Origin of the sequence: Carnobacterium alterfunditum DSM 5972 (assembly GCF_000744115.1) — a bacterium.
Classification (GTDB): Bacteria; Bacillota; Bacilli; order Lactobacillales; family Carnobacteriaceae; genus Carnobacterium_B; species Carnobacterium_B alterfunditum.
Window position 1 is genome coordinate 2,407,345 of record NZ_JQLG01000004.1, and the last position, 24,682, is coordinate 2,432,026.

Sequence of the window (24,682 nt, forward strand, 5' to 3'; positions counted from 1 at the left end):
ATTTCAAATTTTGGATCGATCATTTTTGGTGTTGGTAAATTGGGTAAATCGATAAGGTGAAATTTATGGAGGAATAAGGCGATTTTGTAGCCATGTAACGTGTGCAATGCGCAGAAGCACTGTCGGCTAAAACGCCTAAGTGTGTCATGTGAGAACGTAGCTAAAGCTATTATAGGCATACAAAAAGTGGACGAGGGATGTGGTTTTTTAGAACACTTTTTAGAACAAGGATCCAAGCGGTTTCTTGACTCGCCACAAGCAAACCCGTTGTTCCATCAGAAATTTATTTTTGAACTGGCAATCTTATCTGTTAATTAACCTAAATTTTAAAACTGATCGCTGTAACTTTTATAAATGTAACTTTGCAACATGGTATTCTTACTTTTATTGTAGCGTATTACTCAGTAATAATAAAAACATACACCTTTAAATAACTTTATTTTATTTAAAAAAAAGATTAAAAGATAACAATCGTGTTTAAAACACTTGATATCCTTTAATCCTTTTAGCCTTGCTAATCTTTTTTTAAATCATCGTCCAATTGACTGTCTTTGTATGCATCATTATACTGATCGTTATCTTCAGTGTGATCGATCGATTGTATAGGGTTAAACGTATCTCCATCCGTTAATGTACGGTAAAATACTTGCTGCGCAGTTATCCGGTACGGTTCAACATAAAAAGAAATCAGAATTACAAACAACATGACCACTAAAAATAATAAGACAAAGCCTACAATAATCGCGATTCCTTCATTAGTACCAGTTTCCATACTAGCACTAATGGTTCGGATGCTTCCTAATACAATCAGAGTATAGATCACAACAGGTAAAATGTACCACCAGATAAATGAAAGTTGTAATAGAAAATAATTCCATTTTTTTCCTTTCATCAATTTACGACTTTGATCTAGTGCATCCATAATGCTGATTGAAGGATCATCTTTCATTAAATTTAACGCTTGGCTGTAACTGAAAGTTTTGATGATACCCGGTATGATCAACAATAAAGACCATAACACAATTAAAATAGACGTCACAACAATCAATCCTGTTGTTTTGAAAATCCGGTCTCGTTTAAACGTTTGGAACATACCTTCTATTGATAGCTTAGCTCCATCGATCATATCTAAAATATTCCAGGCGTATCCGGCATGCAATAGGCTTGATATGAATCCTACTAAGATGCTGACGAGCGTGGTCAATAAGCTAGCTGTAACCGATGGTCCAGCTACCATCTGCGAATCACTCATATTGCCTTGTATGATCCATTCAATCATCGTAAGAGAATCACCTGTTCCCAATACAGTCAGTATAATCTGACTAGTTGCCCCTGTTAAAACAGAAATAATGATTAAATTTAAAATAGCAACTTTCCAATTCCCTTTTAAAAGCTTCTTCGCCGTACGCTTTATTTCACGTCTTTCCATTTCAATTCCTCCCCTTTGTTGTAACTTGATCTTTGCCTTATCATAACCGAAACTGGGTCTCTTAACAATTGTTATCTATTCAACAAAGGATCATGCTTGCTTCTGTTAAATTGGCTTTTAGCTAGTCAAATTAGAGCAGCTGTATGATTTTTGGTATGGCTGTAGCTAAAACAACTCAAATTTACTGCAAAAAGAAGAGCTTGATCGGAAAAATCCCAACCAAGCTCTTCTTTTCGTTTATTTAAACGGTCCATTTTTCGTAATCATCATTTTCCATCGACTCGACCATACCGAGTAAATAACCATTTCCTACTTGTGAGAAAAAATCATGGTTAGAGGTACCAGTAGAGATCCCGTTCATAACAACAGGATCAACATCATTAGCTGTATCTGGGAACAAGGGATCAAAGCCTAGATTTTGCAAGGCTTTATTTGCATTGTATCTAAGAAAAACTTTGACACGTTCTGTCCAGCCAATTTCATCATACAAATATTCCGCATATTTCACTTCATTTTGATACAATTTAAAGAGTAAATCATACGTCCAATTCTTTATTTCTTCTTTTTCATCATTTGGCAATTGATTGAACGCAATTTGAAATTTATACCCAATATACGTTCCATGAACGGATTCATCTCTTAAAATCAATTTAATGATCTCTGCTACGTTTGGCAGTTTATTATTCCCCAAATAATGTAACGGAGCAAAAAAACCTGAATAAAATAGGAACGATTCTAACATTACGCTGGCTACTTTTCGCTGTAACTCTGTTCCGTTATGGTAGATTTCATTGATTGTTGAAGCTTTCATTTGCAATAGTTCATTTGTATTTGTCCATTGAAAGATTTCATCAATTTCAACTTTGCTATTTAACGTACTAAAAATAGCACTGTAACTTTTTGCATGCATCGATTCCATAAACTGGATATTATTGTAAACAGCTTCTTCGTGTTGCGTGCGAATATAAGGTTTAAGAGCTTGTACACCATCTTGTGACTGAAGAGTATCTAATAACGTCAAGCCACCAAAAACTTTCCCTACCATATCTTTTTCGACTTTTGGAAGACGTGCCCAATCGTCTAAATCATTTGATACTGGGATACGTGTATCCGTCCAAAATTGTTCGACCAATTTTTCCCAAGTCAGCTTGTCGATCATATCTTCAATGTTGTTCCAATTGATAGCTGTATAATTCGTTGTCATTCGAGTTCTCTCCTTTTAAATGGTGCAGCTTTCACAAGCATTTGAACCAATTTCTTCTGAATTTTCAGTAAATGTACGAACATAATAAATGGATTTCACACCTTTTTTCCAAGCATAATGACGTAAGATATTTAAGTCACGTGTTGTTTGTTTTGTTGTGCGTCCATTTTTCCATTCATACAGCCCTTCAGGAATTTCAGAGCGTAAGAAGAGCGTTAAGCTCATACCTTGATCGATATGTTCTTGAGCTGCCGCATAAACATCAATGACTTTTCGCATATCCATATCGTAAGCAGAGATGTAATAAGGCATAGTTTCATTTGATAAGAAAGCCGCAGGGTAATAGGTCTTACCTGTTTTTTTCTCTTGGCGCTCTTCAATCAAACGCGTGATTGGATGTAAACTAGCAGACGTTTCATTGACGTAACTGATTGAACCCGTTGGCGCTACAGCTAAACGATTTTGATGATACAAACCATCTTTCTTAACAGCTTCGCTTAAAGCTTTCCAATCTTCTTGAGTGGGAATGTGGATCCCTTCAAATAACTGTTGAACTTTTTCGCTTTCTAAAGCAGAACTTCCATTGATATATTTTTCAAAATAAGTTCCGTCAGCATAAGTTGATTTTTCAAAGTTATAAAAAGTTGTCTTTCTTTCACGGGCCACTTTATTGCTAGAGACCAATGTATAATAATTTAATAGTTTAAAATAAATACCCGTAAATTCAACTGACTCTGGTGAGCCGTAATGGATTTGATTCAACGCTAAGAAGGTGTGCAGGCCCATTGCGCCTAATCCAATCGTATGGTACTTGTCATTTCCGTTCTTAATTGATGGAACTGCATCAATGCTTGATTGATCAGTAACCATTGTTAATGCTCGAACCATTGTATCGATCGATTGCCCAAAATCAGGTGATTTCATTAAATTCACAATATTTGTTGAGCCGAGGTTGCAACTGATATCGGTCCCTAAATGTTCATAGGTTTGATCGTTATTGATCAGTGAAGGTTCTTGGATCTGTAAAATCTCGCTGCATAAATTGCTCATCGTGATCGTACCGTAGACTGGATTTTCACGATTAGCAGTATCAACGTTAATGATATAGGGATAACCAGATTCCTGTTGCAATTTAGAAATCTCATTCTCTAACTCACGGGCGCTGATTTTCGATTTACGTATTTCTTCATTATTCACCATGTTGTCATACTCTTTAGTGATATCGATATATGCAAATGGCTCTCCATAGATGCGTTCTACATCATATGGACTAAATAAATACATTTGTTCATCATGAGCAGCTAATTCATAAAATTTATCTGGTACGACTAAACCAAGCGAAAGTGTTTTGACACGGATTTTTTCATCGGCATTTTCTTTTTTTGTTGAAAGAAATGAAACGATATCCGGATGAAAAACATTTAAATAAACTGCTCCTGCTCCATTACGTTGACCAAGCTGATTTGAATAACTGAAACTGTCTTCAAGTAATTTCATTACCGGAACGACTCCGCTAGAAGCATTTTCAATTTTCTTGATTGGATCGCCAGCAGCTCGTAAATTCGATAGATTCACTCCTACTCCACCGCCAATACGCGACAATTGTAAGGCACTATTCACGACGCGACCGATACTGTTCATATCATCTGTTGCTTGAATCAAGAAGCAAGAAACCAACTCTCCTCGTCTTTTGCGACCGGCATTCAAGAACGTTGGTGTAGCCGGCTGGTAGCGTTGATTAACAAGCTCATCCGCAATTCTGCTAGCTACTTCATTGTTACCATCTGCTAGATACAGTGCATTAAAAACGATCCGGTCTTCGTAACGTTCTAAGAACCGCTCTCCGTCATTCGTCTTCAAAGCATATTGTGTGTAAAATTTAAAGGCTGACATAAACGAACGGAATCTGAATTTCCGGCTGTAAATATCGTCAAATAATGAACGAACAAATGCTTTATCGTATTTCAGTAAAAATTCTTCTTCTAGGTACTCTTCTTTGATCAGATAATTTAATTTCTCTTCAAGTGTATAGAAAAAAACGGTATTCGGATTAACGTGTTCTAAAAAGTAAGCTCGTACTGCTTCACGGTCTTTATTTAAAGGGATCTTTCCGTCCACCGGTCTATTTAATTCATTATTTAATTTAAAATAAGTGACCTCTTTTACCTTTGAGGCTAATTTAGGTTTATCCAATATCCTTCACCGCTTTCTCTAATTGTGCAACATCTTCTTCATTACCTTGAAATTCAAAGGTATGTAATAATGGAACTTGGTAATCACGCGCTAGATCTTTTGCTGTAAAAGCGAAAAGTTGGCCAAAATTCAAATTCCCGCCACCGGCTACTCCCTTAAAATACTTTTTGTTATCAGCCGTTTCAATAAAGTCATTCAATAGATCAGTCGCTTCTTTATCATAGGTTGGTGTAACGATAATGAATGGTTCTCCTAAAGCAACATATGGATTCGTTGGCGTCAATTCCAGCGAATCCATACTTAGTTTTCTAACAAACTTTCGCGTTTGGCCAGTTAGGCTGATGTAAACAACTTTCATGCTAGTTGATCAAGAAGATCTGGACGGAATCCATTGAATGCTTCATGCCCCTCAATCGCAATAACAGGAACCGAACTGAATCCTAGTTCTTTTACTTCGTTTAACGCCTCTTCTGATTCAAAAATATCTTTAACTTCATAAGCAATACCTTTATCTTCTAGATATTTTTTTGTGAAATTGCATTGCATACAGTTTGGTTTAGAATAAACAATAATACTTTTTTTTGCCATAAGACATTCTCCTTCCAGGTCTCTTTTTAACCTGTTTTTCTCTTATTTCTCTCTTCGTATTCTACACCTATTCTCTCTAACAGGCAAACAAATAAACCACTATATATAGTGGTTTATCTCTTGACATATCTGTTTATTTCTATATGTAGTGCTCAGAAAGACTGTTTGTGAAGAATAGCGCATAAAGAAACCCTTGTATATTTGTATCTAAAAACTAGCTTCGTGTATTTTTCACATTTGAAAAAAGAAAATAAAAAAGCGAATATTTTTCAACTCTGAACTAAAAGGCTTAAGTTACGACAATAGAATATTTTTACATTTTTTTTGAATAAATTCTCAAACTATTTTTCAGCTGTTAAAACGATGATTCATTTTTCGTCATTTACAATAAAAAAACTTTTTTGTGAGAATTTTCCATAAAAAAAATTAGAAAAGCTGGATAACCAGCTTTTCTAATTTTTAAATTGATGCCTCAGGGGAGATTCGAACTCTCGACCGTCCGCTTAGAAGGCGGATGCTCTATCCAGCTGAGCTACTGAGACATGTTCTAGCAACAAAATTAATTATAGATAATAATGAATAAAAAGTCAACACTTTTTAGGAAGAAATTCATTTTTCAACAAATAATATTATTTTTATCAGTTGTGTTAAAAAAAAAGCTCGGTTTACAATGAGCATTAGAATAGCTAAGGAGGATTTGTCATGGGATTAATTAGTGGTCTTTTAGGGAATGCTGGAAACATTAGTGAAGTTGATGCTCGAAAAAAATTAGCGGGTGTCATTTTAGAGACTGAAACAATTGATTTGGCCTTTAAGTTAGTCCGCGATTTAATCATTTTTACTGATAAGCGGATAATTGTTATCAACAAACAAGGAGTTACTGGTAAGAAAACAACTTATCACTCTTTGCCGTATAAATCAGTTAGTCGCTTTTTAGTGGAAACAACTGGACATTTTGATTTAGATGCTGAATTAAAAATTTTTATTTCTAGCGCTAACGAACCAGCTATTACATTACAGTTCACGAATGATAAGCACATTTTTGCTATACAGCAAGCATTAGCATTAGCCGTACTTTAAAAAGCTAAAAAGGAATCCAACGATTTGTTTTATCGTTGGATTCCTTTTTTGTTAATACATTTTCAAGTACTGTTCTCTTTCCCATTCAGTAACTTGTTCACGGAAAGCAGACCATTCGATTTTCTTAGCATTGACAAAGTTTTCGTAAATATGTCCTCCTAAGCCATCTTTGATCGTACTATCTTTTGCTAGGTATCCCAAGGCGTCATACAAAGTTCCCGGCAGATCATAGATACCATTATTGTAACGATCTTCCTCACTCATCATATAGATATTGCGGTTGATCGGTTTAGGGGCTTGCATTTCGTTCTTGATGCCATCTAATCCTGCTTTTAATAAAACGGCCATAGCTAAGTATGGATTTGCACTAGGGTCAACACTGCGTAATTCTACACGTGTAGACATCCCTCTTGATTGTGGTACCCGAATCAATGGCGAACGGTTACAGCCGCTCCATGCAATGTATACTGGTGCTTCATAGCCAGGTACAAGGCGTTTATAGGAATTTACTGTAGGATTTACAATTGCTGTAAAAGCCTTAGCATGATTTAAGATCCCAGCTAAGAATTGGCGTGCTGTATCACTTAATTCCATATCTCCGTTTTTATCATAAAAAGCATTTCCATCTTTGGTAAATAAGGATAAGTTAAAGTGCATACCAGATCCATTTACACCGTATAAGGGTTTAGGCATAAATGTAGCATGCAAGCCATATTTACGTGCCACTGTTTTAACGATCAGTTTAAACGTTTGGATATTGTCACATGCTTCTATCGCACTAGCGTATTTCCAATCGATCTCATGTTGTCCTGGTGCTACTTCATGGTGACTGGCTTCAATTTCAAAACCAAGATCTTCTAGTTGCAGCACGATATCGCGACGGCAATTTTCACCTAAATCTGTTGGAGCTAGATCAAAATAACCTCCATGGTCATTCAATTCTAATGTTGGCTCATTTTTTTCGTCCAGTTTAAAAAGGAAAAATTCAGGTTCAGGTCCTAAGTTGAAATCAGTAAAACCTAATTCTTTCATTTCGTTTAAGATTCGTTTCAAGTTAGAACGAGGATCTCCAGCAAAAGGAGTACCATCCGGATTGTAAATATCACAGATCAATCGAGCGATTTTACCAGATTCTTTAGAAGTTTCCCACGGAAAAATCAACCATGTATCTAAATCAGGTCTTAAGTACATATCACTTTCTTCGATGCGGACAAATCCTTCTATAGAAGATCCGTCAAACATCATTTTATTTTCCATAACTTTTTCTAATTGACTAATAGGTACCTCGACATTTTTGATAACTCCTAAAATGTCAGTGAACATTAATCTCAAGAAACGGACATTTTCTTTTTTTGATGCCTCTTTTATTTCATTTGCCGTAAATTTAGCCATATCCTTTTTCGCCCCTTTTAGTAGTATTTTCATTATTAAATTTATCCTATTCGATTCTGATCAAGAAATAGATGCGGTTTTTTGGTATTCAAGCCACTAACCGCTAAAAATTCATCATGCAGTATTTTACGTACGTCATCGTCAGTCATCATTTTAGTCATTTCTTGCTCACGATTTTTTTCTTTGCTTTCTTGTAGCTTATAAATCCGTTTTACACCAGCCATATTGATTCCATCAGATAAATAATCTTTGATTTCAAGAAGAACATCAATATTAGTTAAAGAATACATGCGCCGGTTTCCTTCATTACGCATTGGAACAATCAAATCTTGCTCTTCATAATAACGAATCTGTCGAGCAGATAAATCAGTTAATTTCATAACTGTACCAATCGGAAAAACCGACATCGAACGTCTTAGCTCTTTCTCACTCATTTATGTCCTCCTTTTGATTACATTTATAGAATAGCAGTCTTTTTTTTCGATGTCAACAAAAAATACTTCGAATGTAAGGAAACCTAACATATAAAAACGAACGTCTCTTTTTTTCATTGTTCTATCGTTCCGATTATAAAAATGAAATTGAACTATACCAATTTTAAAAAAATTGCAAAAAAAAACTAGCAGATGAAAAATCCACTAGTTCTTTTTTTATTCTCAACACTTTTCAATATAATGTCAAATATTTCTCTTTCTCCCACTCAGAAACTTGTTCCCGATAAGCTGCCCATTCTATATGCTTGGCACTTACAAAACTTTTATAAATATGATTCCCTAAAGCTTCTTGCACGACCTTATCTTCTTGCAAGTATTTGACCGCATTGTGTAACGTAGTAGGAAGATCTCTAATACCTCGTTTATATCTTTCTTCTGAAGACATACGGTAAATATTGCGATCGATTGGTTTAGGAGCTATACTTTCTTTTTTCACACCATCTAATCCTGATTGCAGCAACACTGCTACTGCTAAATAAGGATTCGCACTAGGGTCGACACTGCGTAATTCGATTCGTGTAGATACACCTCTTGAACTTGGGATACGCACTAAAGGTGAACGGTTACGAGCACTCCATGCTATATAAACAGGAGCTTCATAGCCTGGAATCAATCGTTTATAAGAGTTAACAGTTGGATTACAGACAGCAGTATACCCTAAAGCATGATCCAATATACCAGCTAAGAAATGTTGGGCTGTTTTGCTTAAGCCAAGTTCATTTTCTTCGTCGCAAAAAACATTTCCCTCTTTGTTGAATAACGACATATTAAAGTGCATCCCAGAGCCGCCTACTCCATATACTGGTTTAGGCATAAAGGTTGCATGAAGTCCATGTTTACGAGCAACCGTTTTAACGATCAGTTTGAAGGTTTGGATATTGTCACACGCTTCTATTGCACCAGCATATTTCCAATCGATCTCATGTTGTCCAGGTGCCGTTTCGTGATGGCTGGCTTCAATTTCAAACCCTAAATTTTCAAGGTGCAGCACGATATCGCGACGACAATTTTCACCTAAATCTGTTGGCGCAAAATCGAAATAGCCGCCATGATCATTTACTTCAGTTGTCGGATTTCCGTTTTCATCTAATTTGAATAAGAAAAATTCCGGTTCGGGTCCTAAATTAAATTCTGTATAGCCTTCTTCTTCCATTTCTTTTAGAACGCGTTTCAAATTATTTCTAGGATCTCCAGAAAAAGGAGTTCCGTCTGGATTATAGATATCGCAAATCAAACGTGCGACTTTTCCATTAACTTCTTCCCAAGGGAATATTAACCAAGTGGATAAATCGGGGCGCAAAATCATGTCGCTTTCTTCAATTCTTACGAATCCATCAATAGATGATCCGTCAAACATCATTTTATTTTCCATAACTTTTTCTAATTGACTGATTGGCACTTCAACATTTTTTATCGTTCCATCTATATCCGTAAACATCAATCTTAAATAACGAACATTTTGTTCTTTTGCACCAATTTCGATTTCTTCTCTTGTGAAAGTTTTCATTTTAATTATTTTTTCCCCTTTTATTAACTATTTTGTATCTTATTATTTCTAATCACATACTCTATACGGTAAGAAATGCTTAAAAAAAACGTGAAGTTCCTTTTAGATTCATACCTCGTAAAGCTAAAAATTCATCTTGTAAAATTCGACGAACATCTTCATCCGTTAAAGTAGACTTTTCTTCATGCTCAATTTCTTTTTCTTTTAATTCATAAATACGCTTGATACCAGCCATATTGATTCCATCTGCTAAGTAGTCCTTTATTTCAAGGAGTACGTCTATATCATTTAAGGAATACATTCTTCTATTCCCTTCATTACGTTCAGGACAAATCAAATCTTGTTCTTCGTAATATCGAATTTGACGCGCAGATAGATCAGTCAGTGTCATTACCGTTCCAATCGGAAATACAGACATGGAACGCCTTAGCTCTTTCTCGTTCATGAGATCCTCCCGTCTGGCATAGTACTACAGTAACAATGTCTTTTTAAAATGTCAAAAATTATATCCATCTAGGTGAGAATTTTCATTGTACTGAGCTGCAGAATATTCTCTATTAGCGGAAAAACAATTCTTCAACAGCTGAACTGACTGCTAATTTAACATGCTCGTAAGTTAAACCGCCTTGGACATAAAGCGTGTAAGGCGAGCGAATCGGACCATCTGCCGTTAATTCCATACTAGAACCTTGGATAAATGTTCCTGCCGCCATAATAACATCATCTTCATATCCCGGCATGTATGCACCAATAGGAGAGACATGTGCGTTGATAGGAGAATATTTTTGGATAGTCTGTGCGAATTTAACCATTTTATCTTTATCATTCAATGAAATCATCTGGATCAAATCGGTTCGCTTGTCATCCCATTTGGGTGTACTCTCAATTCCACAGGCTTCTAAAAGTGCTGCTGTATATACAGCTCCTTTCACGGCTTCTCCAACTGTATGAGGAGCCATAAAAAAGCCTTGATACATTTCTTGTAAACTGTATAAAGAAGCACCTGCTTCTCTTCCTATGCCCGGCGTAGTTAAGCGGTACCCGCAAGCTTCGATCAAAGCTGTTTTCCCAACAATGTACCCACCTGTCTTAGCTAAGCCGCCACCTGGATTTTTGATCAATGATCCTGCCATCAAGTCTGCTCCAACTTCAATTGGTTCTTTTTCTTCGACAAATTCTCCATAGCAATTATCGACAAATACGATCACTTCCGGATCGATCCCTTTAACAAACTGGATCATCTCTTCAATTTGGCTTATAGTGAACGAAGGTCTGCTTGCATACCCTCTAGAGCGTTGAATAGCGACCATTTTTGTTTTTGAAGTCATTTTTTCTTTTACTGTATCAAAATCAACTTTCCCATTCGATAATAAATCAACTTGATCAAAACCCATTTGGTATTCCTTAAATGATCCAATACCATTTCCAGTAACACCAACGATTTCAAGTAATGTATCATAAGGAGTTCCGGAAATGTACAACAAGTCATCTCCAGGACGCATGACACCAAATAAAGCCGTTGAAATAGCATGTGTACCTGAAATGATCTGAGGCCGAACTAATCCAGCTTCAGCCCCAAAAACTTCAGCATAAACCGCTTCTAAAGTATCTCTTCCAAAGTCATCGTATCCGTAACCGGTTGTTGGATTAAAATGTTGCTCAGTAACTTTTTTATTTCTAAAGCTTTGCAAGACTTTTTGTTGATTCACTAACGCTATTTCATGGATCTGGTCATGGACCGGTTTGATTTTTTCTTCTACTACTTTAATTTTCTTGATTAATTCAGGTGCATAATGATCGTTCCAACTCATGACGTTTGATTCTCTCCATTCCATTTCGACCCTGCTTTTGCATAGCCTTTTACTACATAAACATTTTTTTCTTCATCATATTCTTCAGAATCAACAAGCGTTTCTCTTTTTAAACGGACTAATTTTTCTCCTTGGGTAACTTCAATTTCAATTCGGTAAGGAACCATCAATTCTTTCATCTTACTCATGATCTCTGACAACAGTAATTCGATATCTTCAGGATCATTAGCCGAGATAACTACATTAGGGAAAAGCGATGGATAAAATGGATCTTCAACTAAATCTTTTTTGTTATAAATAGTGATCATAGGGATCGTTTCCATACCCAATTCTTTTAATAGTTGGATAACGGTCTTTTCATGTCCAGCCATATTTTCAGCAGACGCATCTACTACATGTAACAATAGATCAACATTTTTTGTTTCTTCTAAAGTTGATTTAAAAGACTCGATCAATTGTGTCGGCAAATCTTGAATAAAACCAACTGTATCGGTAAGTGTGACCATCATGCCACTTGGCAAGAGCAATTTACGTGTCAACGGATCCAAGGTCGCAAATAATTGGTTTTCTTCATACGTATCTGCTTGAGTCAATTTATTCAACAACGTTGATTTCCCAGCATTAGTATAACCCATCAAACCAATTTGAAACGTTCCGCTTTCCTTGCGTTGTTCTCGAGCACGACTACGGTGTTTTTCCGTTTCAGCTAGATCACGCTTGATGTCGGTAATTTGGTCGCGAATGTGTCGGCGGTCAGTTTCTAATTTTGTTTCACCTGGGCCACGTGTCCCAATTCCTCCACCTAATCGAGATAAATTGACGCCTTGCCCAGCTAGTCGAGGCATTAAGTATTGTAGTTGAGCTAACTCAACTTGTAATTTACCTTCTCTGCTTTTAGCCCGCATGGCAAAAATATCCAAGATCAATTGGATACGATCAATCACTTTCACTTCATCCAATAAAATCTTTTGGATATTTTTCGTTTGACCAGGTGTTAAACCTTGATTAAAGATAACGGTATCTACTTCTAGTTCGTCAACTAGCGAAACCAATTCTTCCATTTTTCCTTTACCTAAAAAAGTACGCGAATCTGCTCGATCTCTTTTTTGGGTAAGTTCTCCTACTACTTCTCCATTAGCTGTTTCGGTCAATTGTGCCAATTCTTTTAACGAATATTGAAAATCTTGATTAGTTTCATTTGTTTGTACACCTACAAGAATAACGCGTTCTACTGTTTCAGCGGTTTCTTTCGTTTCCATTCCGTTCACCTTCTATTCTAGTATTTTGAACAAAGTATCCATGCTTATTTTATCAGAAATTTTTTCACTTCATTTTTTAATTCTTCTTCATTTTCAGGGAATGCCACTAAGTCCCACCACTCAACATTTTCTAATCGATTTCTAAACCAAGTCAGTTGACGCTTGGCATATCTTCTCGAATTTTGTTGGATGGCTTCTTTGGCTTCTTGCAAATCCGTCTTTTCTTCAAAGTAAGGAACCAATTCTTTATATCCGATTCCCCTTGAAGCTTGTGCATCTGGTAAATTTTGCTGATAGAGCCATTTGGCTTCTTCGATCAATCCTGCTTCGAACATTTGCTCTACACGAAGATCGATGCGCTTATACAGTTCTTCGCGTTCAGTCATTAAGCCTATAATTTTAACTTCATAAAGGGGCTCTTTTTCTTTACGTTCACTTTGATAGCTCGAAAAAGGCTGTCCTGTTACGTGATACACTTCAAGCGCTCGAATGATCCGCCGGCGATTGTTAAAGTGGATCCTATCAGCAGCAGTAGGATCTACATTAGCTAATTGTTCCCATAAATAAAGATTTCCTTTTTCTACAGCAATCTTTTCTTGAGCTTCTCGAAAGGCTGTATCATTTTTGCCGCTTCCACCAAAAGTAACATCATAGATCAAAGATTCGATATATAATCCTGTACCCCCGACAATGATCGGTACTTTTCCTCTTGCAGTGATATCTTCAATTAAAAAACGGGCTCGTTTTTGAAAATCAGATACAGCATAGCTCGTTGTAACATCCACTTCATCGATCAAATAATGTGGGATCCCTTTTTGCTCAGCCTTAGTTACTTTAGCTGTTCCGATAGTAAGATTGCGGTAGATTTGCATAGAATCGCCACTGATTATCTCTCCATTGACTGCCTTAGCTAAAGACAGACTTAAACTTGTTTTCCCAACAGCTGTTGGTCCTACGATGATAATGATTTTTTTCTTTTCCACGCTATTCTCCTTCATTTTGCCATTTATCTCTCATTTCAAGAGCTTTCTGAGGATAATCCGTGATGACACCTGCTACTTGTTTGCGAAAGCAAAATTGAAGGTCCTCACTTTTATTGATCGTCCACACGCGTACCGGTAATTCAGGCACTTGAAAAGGGCTGATGCTTTTAAACCAGCTCAATTTAGGGTGCCACATGTTAACGGGAATATTCAGGTTTAAAAAGGTCTTATTTTCTCCATGCTCTTTAAATAATAGCGCTATTTTACAAGTATCATCCAAAATTTTTAGTTGGATCAACGTTTGATAATTAAAACTGGAATATTCTACAGTGAACGGCCAATTTTTTTCAGCTACAAACGCTACCACTTTCTCTTCGATCCCTGGATAAGAAAATTTATCTGTTTTCAGTTCAATATTGACTAACCCTTTATAATCGACCTTTTCGAGAAAACAAAAAATCTCTTGCAAAGTTGGGATCCGGCAATTGCTGTATTCAGGTGAGTACCAGCTGCCTGCATCAAATTGTTTTAATTCGGCTAAGGTCAAATTTTGAATACTGCCTTTTCCATTTGTAGTGCGATCGATCGTTTCATCGTGAATAACAATCAGTTCTTTATCTAAACTTAAGTGAACATCTATTTCGATACCATCGCTTCGAACTCGAACGGCTTCTTTGACCGCTTCTAAGGTGTTCTCTGGATGTGTTCCTTTACTTCCTCTATGAGCAATAATTTTTGTTTGGTCCATAACTGATGCCCTCCATTGCTGAGTTCTTAGTAATTATAGCATATTTCTATTCTATGCCCTATAGATAGCTTTTTTTCCATCGTATGAAATAGTCGTTTTTTTCTCTAAATTGACGTACAATAGAATCTCTACAAAGGAGGAAGGCACATGTATTTAACTATTGAAGAAACAGCTGATTATCTAGAACTTTCTATAACTGATATTATGCGACTTATTCGTGAAAAGCAAATTCGTACCTTGTCAGATGGAGAAACTATTTTAATTTACAAGGAACAATTCAACTTGTATTTACGAGAAATCGAAAAGTATAAAAAAGAATTACAAGATTATTTAGATGAACCTATTCCAGAAGATATTGATATAAAAGATGAAGATTAAGCTGCCCGAAGCATAGGGCTATCTTCTACCTCAGTCTATGAACAAAAATCCAGTCTTTATGGTCAGGCTAGCTTATTTACATCGACCAAAAAGACACACCCACATTTGAGGTATGTCTTTTTCATGGGCTTTCTATAGCCCTATTTAATTTATCAATAAGAAGTTTTTGTTTTTCCAGTCCAATCACGGTAGCCGCCTTTAAGATGGTGGATATTGGTGTGGCCTTGTTTGCGTAAACGAAGAGCTGCTCGTAAACTTAAAGCCTTGTTATGATCGTAAAGATAAACAGGTTGATCTGTTCTTATCTCAACGCTGCGTGTTTTAAACGTTGAATAAGGAACGTTTCTAGCTCCTAATATATGTCCTGCATCAAAATCTTTCTTTTCGCGGACATCAATTAATTGAACTTTTCGCATATCCTTTTTAAATTCTTCTTCTGTTAATTCAATAGACGCATTTTTGCGTTTGAAATAACTGTAGCCTTCATAACCAGCCCATACTATTATGATGAGCCATAAAACAATATTAATAATTTGACCTGTATCCAATTCTTGTGTACCCCTTTCAACTCGTTCTACAGGGATAATTGTACACAAGAATCGGCTATTTTACTAGCTTTTTTTATTACAATCGTTTTTGTGAAATTTCAGCTGTATCTAATTCGGCATATCGATAAATGAATAAATTGTTTTTTCTTCAATATCTATAATACTTTCGTATCGCCAGCCATACAAACTGTATTTGCCATTTTCCGCCATCGAAATAGGAGCATTGTCCGGCAGATCCAAAATAGGCTCGATGGTCTTTTTGTCAAAATCCAACTGCCCAAATTCAAAATCACCCGTTTCAAGTTCCAACTCCACCGCTTCTTTTGCAAAGACACCATAAACAGGGGTATTTCTTGCGGCTTGACTTAAATAAGGAAAAACTAGGCGCTCGTTCATCGTTACTTTAGGAATAGTCATAAATGACTGATCAACCATAAAAGGGTATTGGTAATTTAATAATAATTCATCATCTGCAAAATCGGAAGGTGTATAGGTTATAAATGTATCTTCATGTACAAAAAAATCGGACACCTGACTTTTCAATCTCAGCATATCATTTGTACGAATATCTCCCATATAAAGATCACCCGTTTCAAGCGAAAAGTCATCTTTATTATCTACATATAAATACAGATTAGCCGAATACCATATCGGAACCATTGAAGCTGAAGGTACCGATACGACCTCATTGGTTTCGATGTTCCAATTGTCTACAGCTATTTCTGTATCTGATTGGTAGTAAGAAATAAAAATATAATTTTGATTTGCAGGGTTCCAATTCACATTAACAAAACCATTTGTTTCCAATGGCAAAGTTTGGATAACGGACCCTTCTCTATCGATCACTCTTAATTCTCCGCCGTCTTCACTGACAACTTGAATCAATAATTTTTGTTTATCCTCCGAAATAATAGCTGTTAAAATAATCGAACTCGCTTCATAGATAGGCACAATTTCTCCAGTAAAAATATTGAATAGGGACAACGTGTCATTATTCATTTCACCAGTATGGACTAAAACTTCTTCGTCAGACATCCAACCGATCACTTTTCTAAAATTTTCATAGTCAATTGGAATTTCTTTGTACGCTAATGCTATTTTTTCTGGATCAGGGACTTTGGTTGCTTGTTTTTTAGTGCAACTTATTAAAAATAAGGTCACGGAAAAAAGTAAAATAACTAAGTAGAAAATCATATATTCTTTCTTTTTCCTTCTCATTTTAATCACCTTATTTTTTTATTTATTTACATAATTTTATTGTATCCTTTTTCCCAAAAACTTTCTCATTGAATTATAACATACGCTATCATCTTTAACACTTTATTAGGTTAGATCATAGACCGTAGATAGACAAGATCCTGCTAGTTATGGTGCAAGAAAAACTTAAGAAGATGGCTTCGGCAGTTCACCGAACTCATCTTCTTAATACAACACTTGATTTTTTATTTTTCAATACCTAAAATAAAAGATTTACAAAGTACCATTTTTTTGTTTTTTAACCAATGAACTTGCTCCGATCACGCCGGCATCATTTCCTAATTGGGCCAATCGGATTCTTGTTGTTCTACGAATTGTTGGGTAAGTGAACAGATCAAAATACGTTTGGATTTGATTTATTAAAAATACTCCTGCTTGGGAAACTCCCCCACCGACCACAATAGCTGATGGATTCAAAATATTCGCAACACTTCCACAAGCTAAGCCTAAGTAGTAAGCAACTTTATCTATCACTCGAATCGCTAATTCATCTTCTTCTTTTGCAAGATCAAAAACATCTTTAGCGGTTATCAATTGACCATCATCAATGATCGTTTTCAATTTTGAGTCGCCAGCGTACTCTTCTGAAAAATCTCTAGCTAGACGAACAACTCCTGTGGCACTCGAAACTGTCTCAAGACAGCCTTTATTACCACACGTGCATTCGTAACCACCTGGTTCTACTGTGATATGGCCTATTTCTCCTGCAGCACCGGCAACACCGTGGATCAAACGTCCCCCAGCAATAATTCCGCCGCCAACACCTGTTCCTAGCGTTACAAATACTATATCTTCTTCATTTTTTCCAGCACCCTTCCAACGTTCACCAAGAGCCGCCACGTTCGCGTCATTGTCGATAGCAAAAGAGATGCCTGTTCCTTCTTCAATCAATTGTTTGACCGGTTGACTTGTATCCCAATTTAAATTGTAAGCGCCAATAACAGTTCCTTCCTCACGATCGACCGTACCAGGAGACCCCATTCCAATGCCAATAAAGTCGCTAGGCGATAATTGATATCTTTCAAGCTGCTCATTGATCGACTCAACAATAGCTGGCACAATATGTGAACCATCATCTGTGATATCCGTTATAATGCTCCATTTTTGTTGGATCTCTCCTTCGCTTGTTAAGATAGCAAATTTTACAGTTGTTCCACCTAAGTCGATCCCGATAATTTTATTTTTCATAAAAATTCCTCCAATTTTAACTTTTTTGCTCTTTTTCTTCTTCTTTGCGATGTTCTTGTTTTAAAATAAGTATAGCGGGCAGGTACTCATCATCTAATATCAATCCATTATCATGTAATTTTTTCAACTCAACCATCATTATTTCAATGTCCCATAACCGTTTCCCGATATATACGTAAATGCCAAACCGCTTCAACAGCTGCTGGACGTCATACAAATTTATCATTGCTTCACTTCCTAAGGTTCAAAAAATGTAATAGGTGTATTCAGGTAACCAATGTAGGCTAAGGCGATAACCATGATGACAAAAAAACTGCCATAGATCAGACGCTTATTTAACAAATGGACTACTGGATTAGGCACGCTGATAGCCGTTGCTAGCAGAAATCCTCCTAATAAGCCTCCCAGATGTCCCGCTAGATCGATTGAGGAACTAAATATACCAAAGACTACATTAATAATAATCAATATGCCAAAACTTTTAGCCATCTGTTGGATCGCTGGGTTGTATTTAAAAGTTTGACCAAGCATAATAGTTGATCCAAATAATCCGAACAAAGCCGTACTAGCGCCTGCAGAGAGTGCATCACTAAAAGCAAAGCTTGCAAGATTTCCAGCTATGCCACTTAGTAAGTAAATACCAGCAAAACGCAAATGACCAAAAATCCCTTCTAATTGTTCACCTAAATAATAGAGGATCACTGAATTCATCAATAAATGAATGAATCCAATGTGTAGGAACATTGGCGTGATCAATCTCCACCATTCTCCAAGAACGATATAAGGATTAAATTTCGCTCCATACTTTAATAAAGTAGCAATGTTCGTACTCCCACCATCAAAAGTCATGAAAACGAATGCTATAATTTGAATAACCAACAGTGCATATGTCACAACTGGTTTTTTAAAAAAACGTTTTATTTTCATTTGAGTTCTATACTCCAAACTGTCAACTCCATTCAACTGATTTTACACATTAAGTAATCTTTACTAGTTATTATAGCATAAAGACACCTGTTCTTGACAAAAATACTCAAGTTACTAGTTTAAAATTACACATAAAAAAATAGGCTCACTATGATTTGAAATCGGCAGATCGGTTAAATCGATTTTGCTGGATTTCTAAAGGAATAGAAGCTGCTTTTCACCATCTGATTTGTCAAATTAAGCTAGACAAAATATCTTCACTCATGTAACTCAAAAATACTTCCAATGGCGTTTGATACTTCAATGATTTTCTTGGAATATTATTTCTCTTGTCTGCAACGGAGGAAACAAACGATTGGTCGACTTGATTAAAGTCCATTTCTTTTGGCAAACCGTCTTTTCGGAGGAGACCGTTAGAATTTTCGTTTAAAGCGCGTTGTGATGGTGTTCCAGGATCCGCAAAATAAATAGCGATATCGTGGCGGTTGCACAATGATTTCCAGTTAGAAAATTCTTTCCCACAATCAAACGTGATAGAGCGGAATAAGTTTCTTGGAATGACTTGAAACCAATGATTCATAGCTGTTTCAATGTCGCTGGCCTTACGTCCATCAGGTTTCAAGGTAATAATGACTTTCGACAGACGTTCCACTAACGTTATAATGGCGCTTTTATGCTGGACACCTACAATGGTGTCGCCTTCTATATGGCCAAATTCTTGAGTGAATTGAGGGTAATCTTTCTCTCTTTCTGCGATATTCCGCTTGAAAGCCTGTTTTCCCCGACGTTCTTTATGACCATTTGGCTTTCTTTTCCCTTTCATTGGGAGCGTGGTTTCATCAAAGATTTTTTCTTTGAATTGGCGGTAAAGGGTACGAACAGAACACTTAATGGACTCTTCCGCCCGACCAATAATGACATCAGGGGTCCAACCTTGAGCGACTTTATCTTTAATGTAGGCCTGTTGTTTCTTTGGGAGAACGATTCTGTGACGTCCGCAACGCCTTTTATTTTCCTTGTACTGTTGGTAATACTCAAGGGCTGTATGGCCTTCTTTTAAGAAGTTAATGACGGTATAAATGGGTGTACGGGTTCGGTTTAAATAGATGGCTATTTTGGCAACTGAGATATTTCTGTGGTAATAAGATTCTATCATCACTAGCTCATCCGTGGTAAGATGTGTGTAGGTCATTCGTGATCACTCCTATGTCTTCTTTTGTCGGAAATACATTTTGAGTGTACCACGAATGGCTTTTTTATTTGTCTAGCTTAATTTTACAATCGGCGCCATATAAATAATTCAGACAGTCTCATAACTTTAAAAAAAAAAATTTAGGTCGTTGAACTAACAGCATTTGTTATGCAACCAAAAAAGCTGTAGAGATCTAGCTCATGCACCTAAATTTACATAGTAATTTCTTATTGTAATAAACGTATAACGGAGAGCTCTATTCCATATTTTCAATGTCTTTACTCAAAGTCTTTATAGCAGCCAAATTTTCTTTTGAGCGCTCTTCCTCATGACTGATCTTAGTTTCATCTACACCCTTATTTACATTAAGTCCAGAAAATGAAACGGTTACAACTTGAACTGGATTTAAGTAACAAGAAGTTCCTGTTTCATCTTCTAATAAAACAAAACTTTCTAGCGGCTCTCCGTCTTCATCTGTTATTTTATTTAGTAACTGTTCAGTAGAACTATTTACTACCAACGATTTCCCATTACTTAAAAAAACTTCACATTTGTCCATCCTAAAAACCACCTTCTCTTTTAGTATGATCAGTATAACAAATGCCAATCACTGGACCTAATCCTTTGCTTTTCAAATTGATTTTTTGAACATAAAAAAAAAGGCTGAAAGAAATTCTCTCAACCTTTTCTATGTGTATCTCATTTTTTGCAAATTAAAACAACAAAAATGTTATTTTGTTTCACGATGTAATGTTACGACACGTTCGCGCGGGCAGTATTTTTTGAATTCAACACGGTCCGGACTGTTACGTTTATTTTTCTTTGAGATGTAATTACGTTCTTTACATTCTGTACATTCCAATGTGATGTTTACACGCATGATTTTCCCTCCAAGCATTAAACAGTATTTATTTGAAGACATATTTCTTTATCTTCTGACTTAAATATCATATCACTTTTTGCATAAACATGCTAGTATTTTTTTAGAGGTTGTAAAGTTTTTTTACTTTACGCTCTTGTTTCGTTTCTTATTCAGCTTAATTATTATCCATCAATACCTTAGCCAATTGATTGTAATCCATATCACTTGATACTTCATAAGAACCTGGGCGAATAAGCGCAGCATAATTATTATCTTCTAAAAATCCATCAAAATCTAAGGCATCTTCAATCAGCCCTTGCCCTTTTAGCTGTTGACTGGCAACACTGCTTGGATCACCATCATTGATAATGACCGTGATTTCTTTCACACTAGATTCCGAAGCCTTTGATTCAGTATTTTCTGCTGCTTCACTTGTTTCAGTCTCTTCAACAATTTCAGGTTCACTTGTCACTGCTTCTTTTTCTAAATCAGCGATTTCAGTTTCAGCTAGCAAGGCTTCATATTTTTCCTTGTAGGACGATTCTTCTTTAGTCACTGCAGTCTCTTCAGTTGATTTATCTTCAGAAGCTACAGTTGCTGGATCGTAAAGGAAAAGTCGATAGCCTACAAGAACAATAGCGGAGATTAGAAATCCTAATGCTAAGTAACGTAATGCGGGTTTACTCATTCTATTATTCTCCTTCATCAGTCATCAATTATTTTTTTACATACTCATCGATAACAACTTTTATTGTTGCTTCAGATAAACGTGTTTGCATAACAATATCTTCCATTGCTACACCTTGGGTATACAAACTAACCACATGTTTCTTCAAAACATCATGGATCTTAGCTGAAGTGGGTGTTTCCTTTGTCTCGATATTCAGTTTATCTTCTAAAGTTGAAACACGTTTTTTCAAACTATAAATATCTTGCATTAGCTGTAAAGACAATTCTTCGAATTCTTCTTTAATTTTCTCGCCATTATCTTTCTTGTAAAATGACCAGCCTATCAATGCAATTGCAATGACTAACAAGATAATCACTATTATCCATAAGTCCATTAAATTCACCTCTTCTTTCTATTCTCAAAATCTATTTTAACATACCTCCGTTTAAAAAAGTACTTTGTAAAATAAACTTAATAATGTAATGTTTCATAAAAGAAAACAGCATAAATAACTCGTAATAAAGGTTCTATAATTTTTAGTGTTGAAAGCTTTGATCCAACTACTCACCCAAAATTTCTTGAGGAATAGGGTTGCTTGTAGCCGTGTAAAGGATTCAGGTGTTCCCATGGAACCACAATAAATACCTGTTTTTTACACAAAAAAAGATTTTGCCATAAACTTAGACAAAATCTTTTTGGTTGTATTGCTTATTCTTCTGTTGTTGCTTCATTTTCTTCAGCAATGTCATTTGAAAGATCAGCGTAATCTCCTACTTGGAAATAAGCGTCAAGAACCTTACGAGCTACAACGGTATTTTCATGATTGCTATTTGAATTTGGCAGATACGGAACAATCACGAATACCGCAATTTCGGGATCATCATAAGGTGCATACCCAATAAATGTTCGGTTGGTGACACTCTCTCCTTTTTTGCTTTTAATGTCCCCGTCATAATAAGCTTCAGCCGTTCCTGTTTTACCCGCAGCTGTATATTCAATACCTCCAAAATAACTGGTAGCCGAACCGTTAGCTCCGTTAACCACTTCATACATTCCTTGTTGAACACGGCTTATCTCTTCTTCTCCAACATCAAGAATATTCAACACATCTGATTCCAGTTGCGTTTGGATAGCCCCTAAGTTTCCTTCAGCATTAGTTTCTCTAATTTCATCAATCAGACGAGGCGCGATCCGTTTCCCGCCATTTGCAACGGTCGACACATATTGCAGCATTTGGATGGGCGTATACGTATCATACTGACCAAATGCAAAGGTTAATGCTAATCCAGGATTTTCAGCTGTGCCTATAAAACCAGAACCTTCACCGGGTAAATCGATTCCCGTCTTTACACCTAAGCCAAATTGGGCATAGTAGTTTCTTAATCTTTTGATTACATTTTTGTAATCGATGTTTAGCGCCATATTTTGATAGTAATCGTATTCTCCGCCCATTCGCATGGCCAATTTTGCCATGTAGACGTTGGAAGAACGTTCTAGTGCAGTAATATCATTCACCGCAACGCTACCTGAACGGTTGAAAACTGAACTGATCTTTTGACCGGCAAGTGTTAGTGGTTCATCAATCAACGTGTTATCCGCTAGTGTGATAGCCCCATCCATGTACCCTGCTAATACGGTTGCTGGTTTTACGACCGATCCCATTTGATAAGTATTCGTGATGATACCTAGTGTATCATCTTTTATTTCTCCGTTTGTTTCTCTTTTTTGACCGGTCATTGCTAAAATTTCGCCGTTGTTTGGATCAGCAGCGACGACATATATTCTGTCATTTAACCCTTCACTTTCATTAACTAATGATTCCTTTGCAAGATCTTGAACGATCGTTTGAAAATCCATATCGATCGTTAGAACAAGATTATCGCCTTTTTCACCTGTATAACTTTGGATCGTATTGACGACATCGCCATTCTGATTGGTCTCGGTTTCTGATTGTGATTTTGAACCACTCAAAACTTGTTCATACTCCAATTCTAAATAACTTTCTCCCACACGGTCATTACGTGCGTAGCCTTGTGCCAAATAAGTAGCTGCTTTGTTCTTTGGCAGTCCTTTAGACTCACTGGTGACGTTACCTAAGATAGTTTTCAGCATATCTTTTTCTGGATAAGTTCTGACCCAATCCGTGCCTGTATCGATTCCTGGTAAATCCAAAAGATTTTCACTAACTTTTGCGATTTCATCATTGGACACATCTTCACCTTTAATATTGATCGTTGATAAGGCATAGGCACCATTCATTCTTTTAAAGATAGCGGCTGCTTCTTGTTCTTCTTTTGAGAACTGAATGTCTTCATCTGTCACTTTGTCTACTTGAAGTTGGTAAAGTTCTGATCCGTTTAATGAATCTTTTTGTTTATCACTTATGCGGTCATTAACTTTATCTTCATTCATAGAGATCCAAAAATCTTTTAAGTCTCTTTTAGATAAATCAAAATCACTATCTTGTTCAAATTCAGTAATATTTGGCATCTCGATGTACGCTGCTAGATTTACAGCAATAGTTGCCATATCCTCACTAGAAACACCTGTACCTCTTGTATACGTGATCGCTTGAAGTGCCTCATTGCCAACTAATTTACGTTGCTGGTTATCGTAAATTTCGCCTCGAGGAACGGTTCCAGTTGCTAAAGTGGTTTCTGTCCGCTGAACTTCTGTTTCGAACTCTTCACCTTTTACAATTTGCAAGTAGCCTAATCGAAGGATCAACATGGCGAATAACAGAAAGACTGTAAAGAACAAAAAGTTCAACCGAAATGGAATATGTGATTTTTTCTTCTTATTATGATTTTTTTTATTTGTTTTCAAAAAGGGCACCTTCCTGTTCAAATTACTTGTCTCATTGTATCAAATTTGTTTTGAATTAACTACTGATTAAAGAAAACTTTAATTATTTCATTGCGTTCTGTGCTATTCTAATACTTGTAAGAATTACAAGTTCGTTGATGGAGTTG

At 36.3% G+C, this 24,682-nt stretch carries 26 protein-coding genes and 1 tRNA gene; 2 read left to right on the forward strand and 25 right to left on the reverse strand.

Annotated features, from left to right (window positions below):
• Nucleotides 1–514 precede the first annotated feature (514 nt).
• The 6 genes from BR50_RS11730 to BR50_RS11755 all read right to left on the reverse strand — a co-directional run bounded on the left by BR50_RS11730 (nucleotide 515) and on the right by BR50_RS11755 (nucleotide 5,956).
• Complete coding sequence (locus BR50_RS11730; protein ID WP_034548770.1) at nucleotides 515–1,429, reverse strand: DUF975 family protein; 915 nt, start codon at nucleotides 1,427–1,429, stop codon at nucleotides 515–517.
• Between the two features lie 241 nt (nucleotides 1,430–1,670).
• Nucleotides 1,671–2,633, reverse strand: a complete 963-nt coding sequence (gene nrdF, locus BR50_RS11735) for a class 1b ribonucleoside-diphosphate reductase subunit beta (protein WP_034548771.1) — start codon at nucleotides 2,631–2,633, stop codon at nucleotides 1,671–1,673.
• Between the two features lie 15 nt (nucleotides 2,634–2,648).
• Nucleotides 2,649–4,826, reverse strand: a complete 2,178-nt coding sequence (nrdE, locus tag BR50_RS11740) for a class 1b ribonucleoside-diphosphate reductase subunit alpha (RefSeq protein ID WP_034548772.1) — start codon at nucleotides 4,824–4,826, stop codon at nucleotides 2,649–2,651.
• Nucleotides 4,819–5,184, reverse strand: a complete 366-nt coding sequence (gene nrdI / locus BR50_RS11745; protein WP_034548773.1) for a class Ib ribonucleoside-diphosphate reductase assembly flavoprotein NrdI — start codon at nucleotides 5,182–5,184, stop codon at nucleotides 4,819–4,821. Before nrdI ends, nrdE begins: the two co-directional genes overlap by 8 nt.
• Nucleotides 5,181–5,414, reverse strand: coding sequence for a glutaredoxin-like protein NrdH (nrdH, locus tag BR50_RS11750; RefSeq protein ID WP_034548774.1), 234 nt, complete (start codon nucleotides 5,412–5,414; stop codon nucleotides 5,181–5,183). Before nrdH ends, nrdI begins: the two co-directional genes overlap by 4 nt.
• 468 nt (nucleotides 5,415–5,882) lie before the next feature.
• Nucleotides 5,883–5,956, reverse strand: a tRNA-Arg gene (locus BR50_RS11755).
• 160 nt (nucleotides 5,957–6,116) lie between these two features.
• Here BR50_RS11755 and BR50_RS11760 point away from each other — a divergent pair.
• Nucleotides 6,117–6,494: a PH domain-containing protein gene (locus tag BR50_RS11760; protein ID WP_034548776.1), complete on the forward strand. Its 378-nt coding sequence runs from the start codon at nucleotides 6,117–6,119 to the stop codon at nucleotides 6,492–6,494.
• A 51-nt stretch (nucleotides 6,495–6,545) separates the two neighbouring features.
• On the opposite strand, the gene glnA (BR50_RS11765) is transcribed toward BR50_RS11760, so the two are convergent.
• The 8 genes from glnA (BR50_RS11765) to BR50_RS11800 form a co-directional block, all read right to left on the reverse strand.
• Nucleotides 6,546–7,886, reverse strand: coding sequence for a type I glutamate--ammonia ligase (glnA, locus tag BR50_RS11765; protein WP_034548777.1), 1,341 nt, complete (start codon nucleotides 7,884–7,886; stop codon nucleotides 6,546–6,548).
• A 41-nt stretch (nucleotides 7,887–7,927) separates the two neighbouring features.
• On the reverse strand, nucleotides 7,928–8,320 hold the full coding sequence (locus tag BR50_RS11770; RefSeq protein WP_034548778.1) for a MerR family transcriptional regulator: 393 nt from the start codon (nucleotides 8,318–8,320) through the stop codon (nucleotides 7,928–7,930).
• A gap of 232 nt (nucleotides 8,321–8,552) precedes the next feature.
• A complete protein-coding gene (gene glnA / locus BR50_RS11775; RefSeq protein ID WP_034548779.1) occupies nucleotides 8,553–9,887 on the reverse strand; it encodes a type I glutamate--ammonia ligase in 1,335 nt (444 codons plus the stop codon).
• Between the two features lie 79 nt (nucleotides 9,888–9,966).
• The gene (locus tag BR50_RS11780) at nucleotides 9,967–10,332 is read right to left on the reverse strand and encodes a MerR family transcriptional regulator (RefSeq protein WP_034548781.1); all 366 of its coding nucleotides are present in this window, start codon (nucleotides 10,330–10,332) and stop codon (nucleotides 9,967–9,969) included.
• A 112-nt stretch (nucleotides 10,333–10,444) separates the two neighbouring features.
• Nucleotides 10,445–11,698: a methionine gamma-lyase family protein gene (locus tag BR50_RS11785; RefSeq protein WP_034548783.1), complete on the reverse strand. Its 1,254-nt coding sequence runs from the start codon at nucleotides 11,696–11,698 to the stop codon at nucleotides 10,445–10,447.
• Nucleotides 11,695–12,957 (reverse strand): GTPase HflX, encoded by a 1,263-nt coding sequence (hflX, locus tag BR50_RS11790; protein ID WP_034548784.1) that lies wholly within the window; start codon nucleotides 12,955–12,957, stop codon nucleotides 11,695–11,697. Before hflX ends, BR50_RS11785 begins: the two co-directional genes overlap by 4 nt.
• A 44-nt stretch (nucleotides 12,958–13,001) precedes the next feature.
• On the reverse strand, nucleotides 13,002–13,955 hold the full coding sequence (gene miaA, locus BR50_RS11795) for a tRNA (adenosine(37)-N6)-dimethylallyltransferase MiaA (protein ID WP_034548786.1): 954 nt from the start codon (nucleotides 13,953–13,955) through the stop codon (nucleotides 13,002–13,004).
• Nucleotides 13,942–14,688, reverse strand: a complete 747-nt coding sequence (locus tag BR50_RS11800) for a glycerophosphodiester phosphodiesterase (RefSeq protein ID WP_034548788.1) — start codon at nucleotides 14,686–14,688, stop codon at nucleotides 13,942–13,944. Before BR50_RS11800 ends, miaA begins: the two co-directional genes overlap by 14 nt.
• A 147-nt stretch (nucleotides 14,689–14,835) precedes the next feature.
• Between BR50_RS11800 and BR50_RS11805 the strand changes: the two genes are divergently transcribed.
• Nucleotides 14,836–15,066 (forward strand): excisionase family DNA-binding protein, encoded by a 231-nt coding sequence (locus BR50_RS11805; protein WP_034548789.1) that lies wholly within the window; start codon nucleotides 14,836–14,838, stop codon nucleotides 15,064–15,066.
• A gap of 152 nt (nucleotides 15,067–15,218) precedes the next feature.
• Here BR50_RS11805 and BR50_RS11810 read toward each other — a convergent pair whose 3' ends face one another.
• From BR50_RS11810 to BR50_RS11860, 11 genes are all read right to left on the reverse strand, one after another.
• A complete protein-coding gene (locus tag BR50_RS11810; RefSeq protein ID WP_034548791.1) occupies nucleotides 15,219–15,614 on the reverse strand; it encodes a rhodanese-like domain-containing protein in 396 nt (131 codons plus the stop codon).
• Between the two features lie 108 nt (nucleotides 15,615–15,722).
• A complete protein-coding gene (locus tag BR50_RS11815; protein ID WP_034548793.1) occupies nucleotides 15,723–16,832 on the reverse strand; it encodes a YqgU-like beta propeller domain-containing protein in 1,110 nt (369 codons plus the stop codon).
• 252 nt (nucleotides 16,833–17,084) lie between these two features.
• On the reverse strand, nucleotides 17,085–18,059 hold the full coding sequence (locus BR50_RS11820; RefSeq protein WP_034548795.1) for an ROK family glucokinase: 975 nt from the start codon (nucleotides 18,057–18,059) through the stop codon (nucleotides 17,085–17,087).
• Nucleotides 18,060–18,075: 16 nt separating this feature from the next.
• Nucleotides 18,076–18,285: a YqgQ family protein gene (locus BR50_RS11825; protein ID WP_034548797.1), complete on the reverse strand. Its 210-nt coding sequence runs from the start codon at nucleotides 18,283–18,285 to the stop codon at nucleotides 18,076–18,078.
• Between the two features lie 11 nt (nucleotides 18,286–18,296).
• Nucleotides 18,297–18,986 carry a rhomboid family intramembrane serine protease gene (locus tag BR50_RS11830; protein ID WP_051905795.1) on the reverse strand — a complete coding sequence of 230 codons (690 nt, stop codon included), beginning with the start codon at nucleotides 18,984–18,986 and terminating at the stop codon, nucleotides 18,297–18,299.
• A 232-nt stretch (nucleotides 18,987–19,218) separates the two neighbouring features.
• Complete coding sequence (locus tag BR50_RS11835) at nucleotides 19,219–20,178, reverse strand: IS30 family transposase (protein ID WP_034548799.1); 960 nt, start codon at nucleotides 20,176–20,178, stop codon at nucleotides 19,219–19,221.
• A 256-nt stretch (nucleotides 20,179–20,434) separates the two neighbouring features.
• On the reverse strand, nucleotides 20,435–20,737 hold the full coding sequence (locus BR50_RS11840) for a hypothetical protein (protein WP_034548800.1): 303 nt from the start codon (nucleotides 20,735–20,737) through the stop codon (nucleotides 20,435–20,437).
• 171 nt (nucleotides 20,738–20,908) lie between these two features.
• Entirely contained in the window at nucleotides 20,909–21,058 is a 150-nt protein-coding gene (gene rpmG / locus BR50_RS11845; RefSeq protein ID WP_007724164.1) for a 50S ribosomal protein L33, read from the reverse strand.
• A 157-nt stretch (nucleotides 21,059–21,215) separates the two neighbouring features.
• Nucleotides 21,216–21,728: a hypothetical protein gene (locus BR50_RS11850; RefSeq protein WP_034548801.1), complete on the reverse strand. Its 513-nt coding sequence runs from the start codon at nucleotides 21,726–21,728 to the stop codon at nucleotides 21,216–21,218.
• 28 nt (nucleotides 21,729–21,756) lie between these two features.
• Complete coding sequence (locus tag BR50_RS11855; RefSeq protein WP_034548803.1) at nucleotides 21,757–22,104, reverse strand: hypothetical protein; 348 nt, start codon at nucleotides 22,102–22,104, stop codon at nucleotides 21,757–21,759.
• A gap of 314 nt (nucleotides 22,105–22,418) precedes the next feature.
• The gene (locus BR50_RS11860) at nucleotides 22,419–24,545 is read right to left on the reverse strand and encodes a peptidoglycan D,D-transpeptidase FtsI family protein (RefSeq protein WP_425429675.1); all 2,127 of its coding nucleotides are present in this window, start codon (nucleotides 24,543–24,545) and stop codon (nucleotides 22,419–22,421) included.
• Between the last annotated feature and the right edge of the window lie 137 nt (nucleotides 24,546–24,682).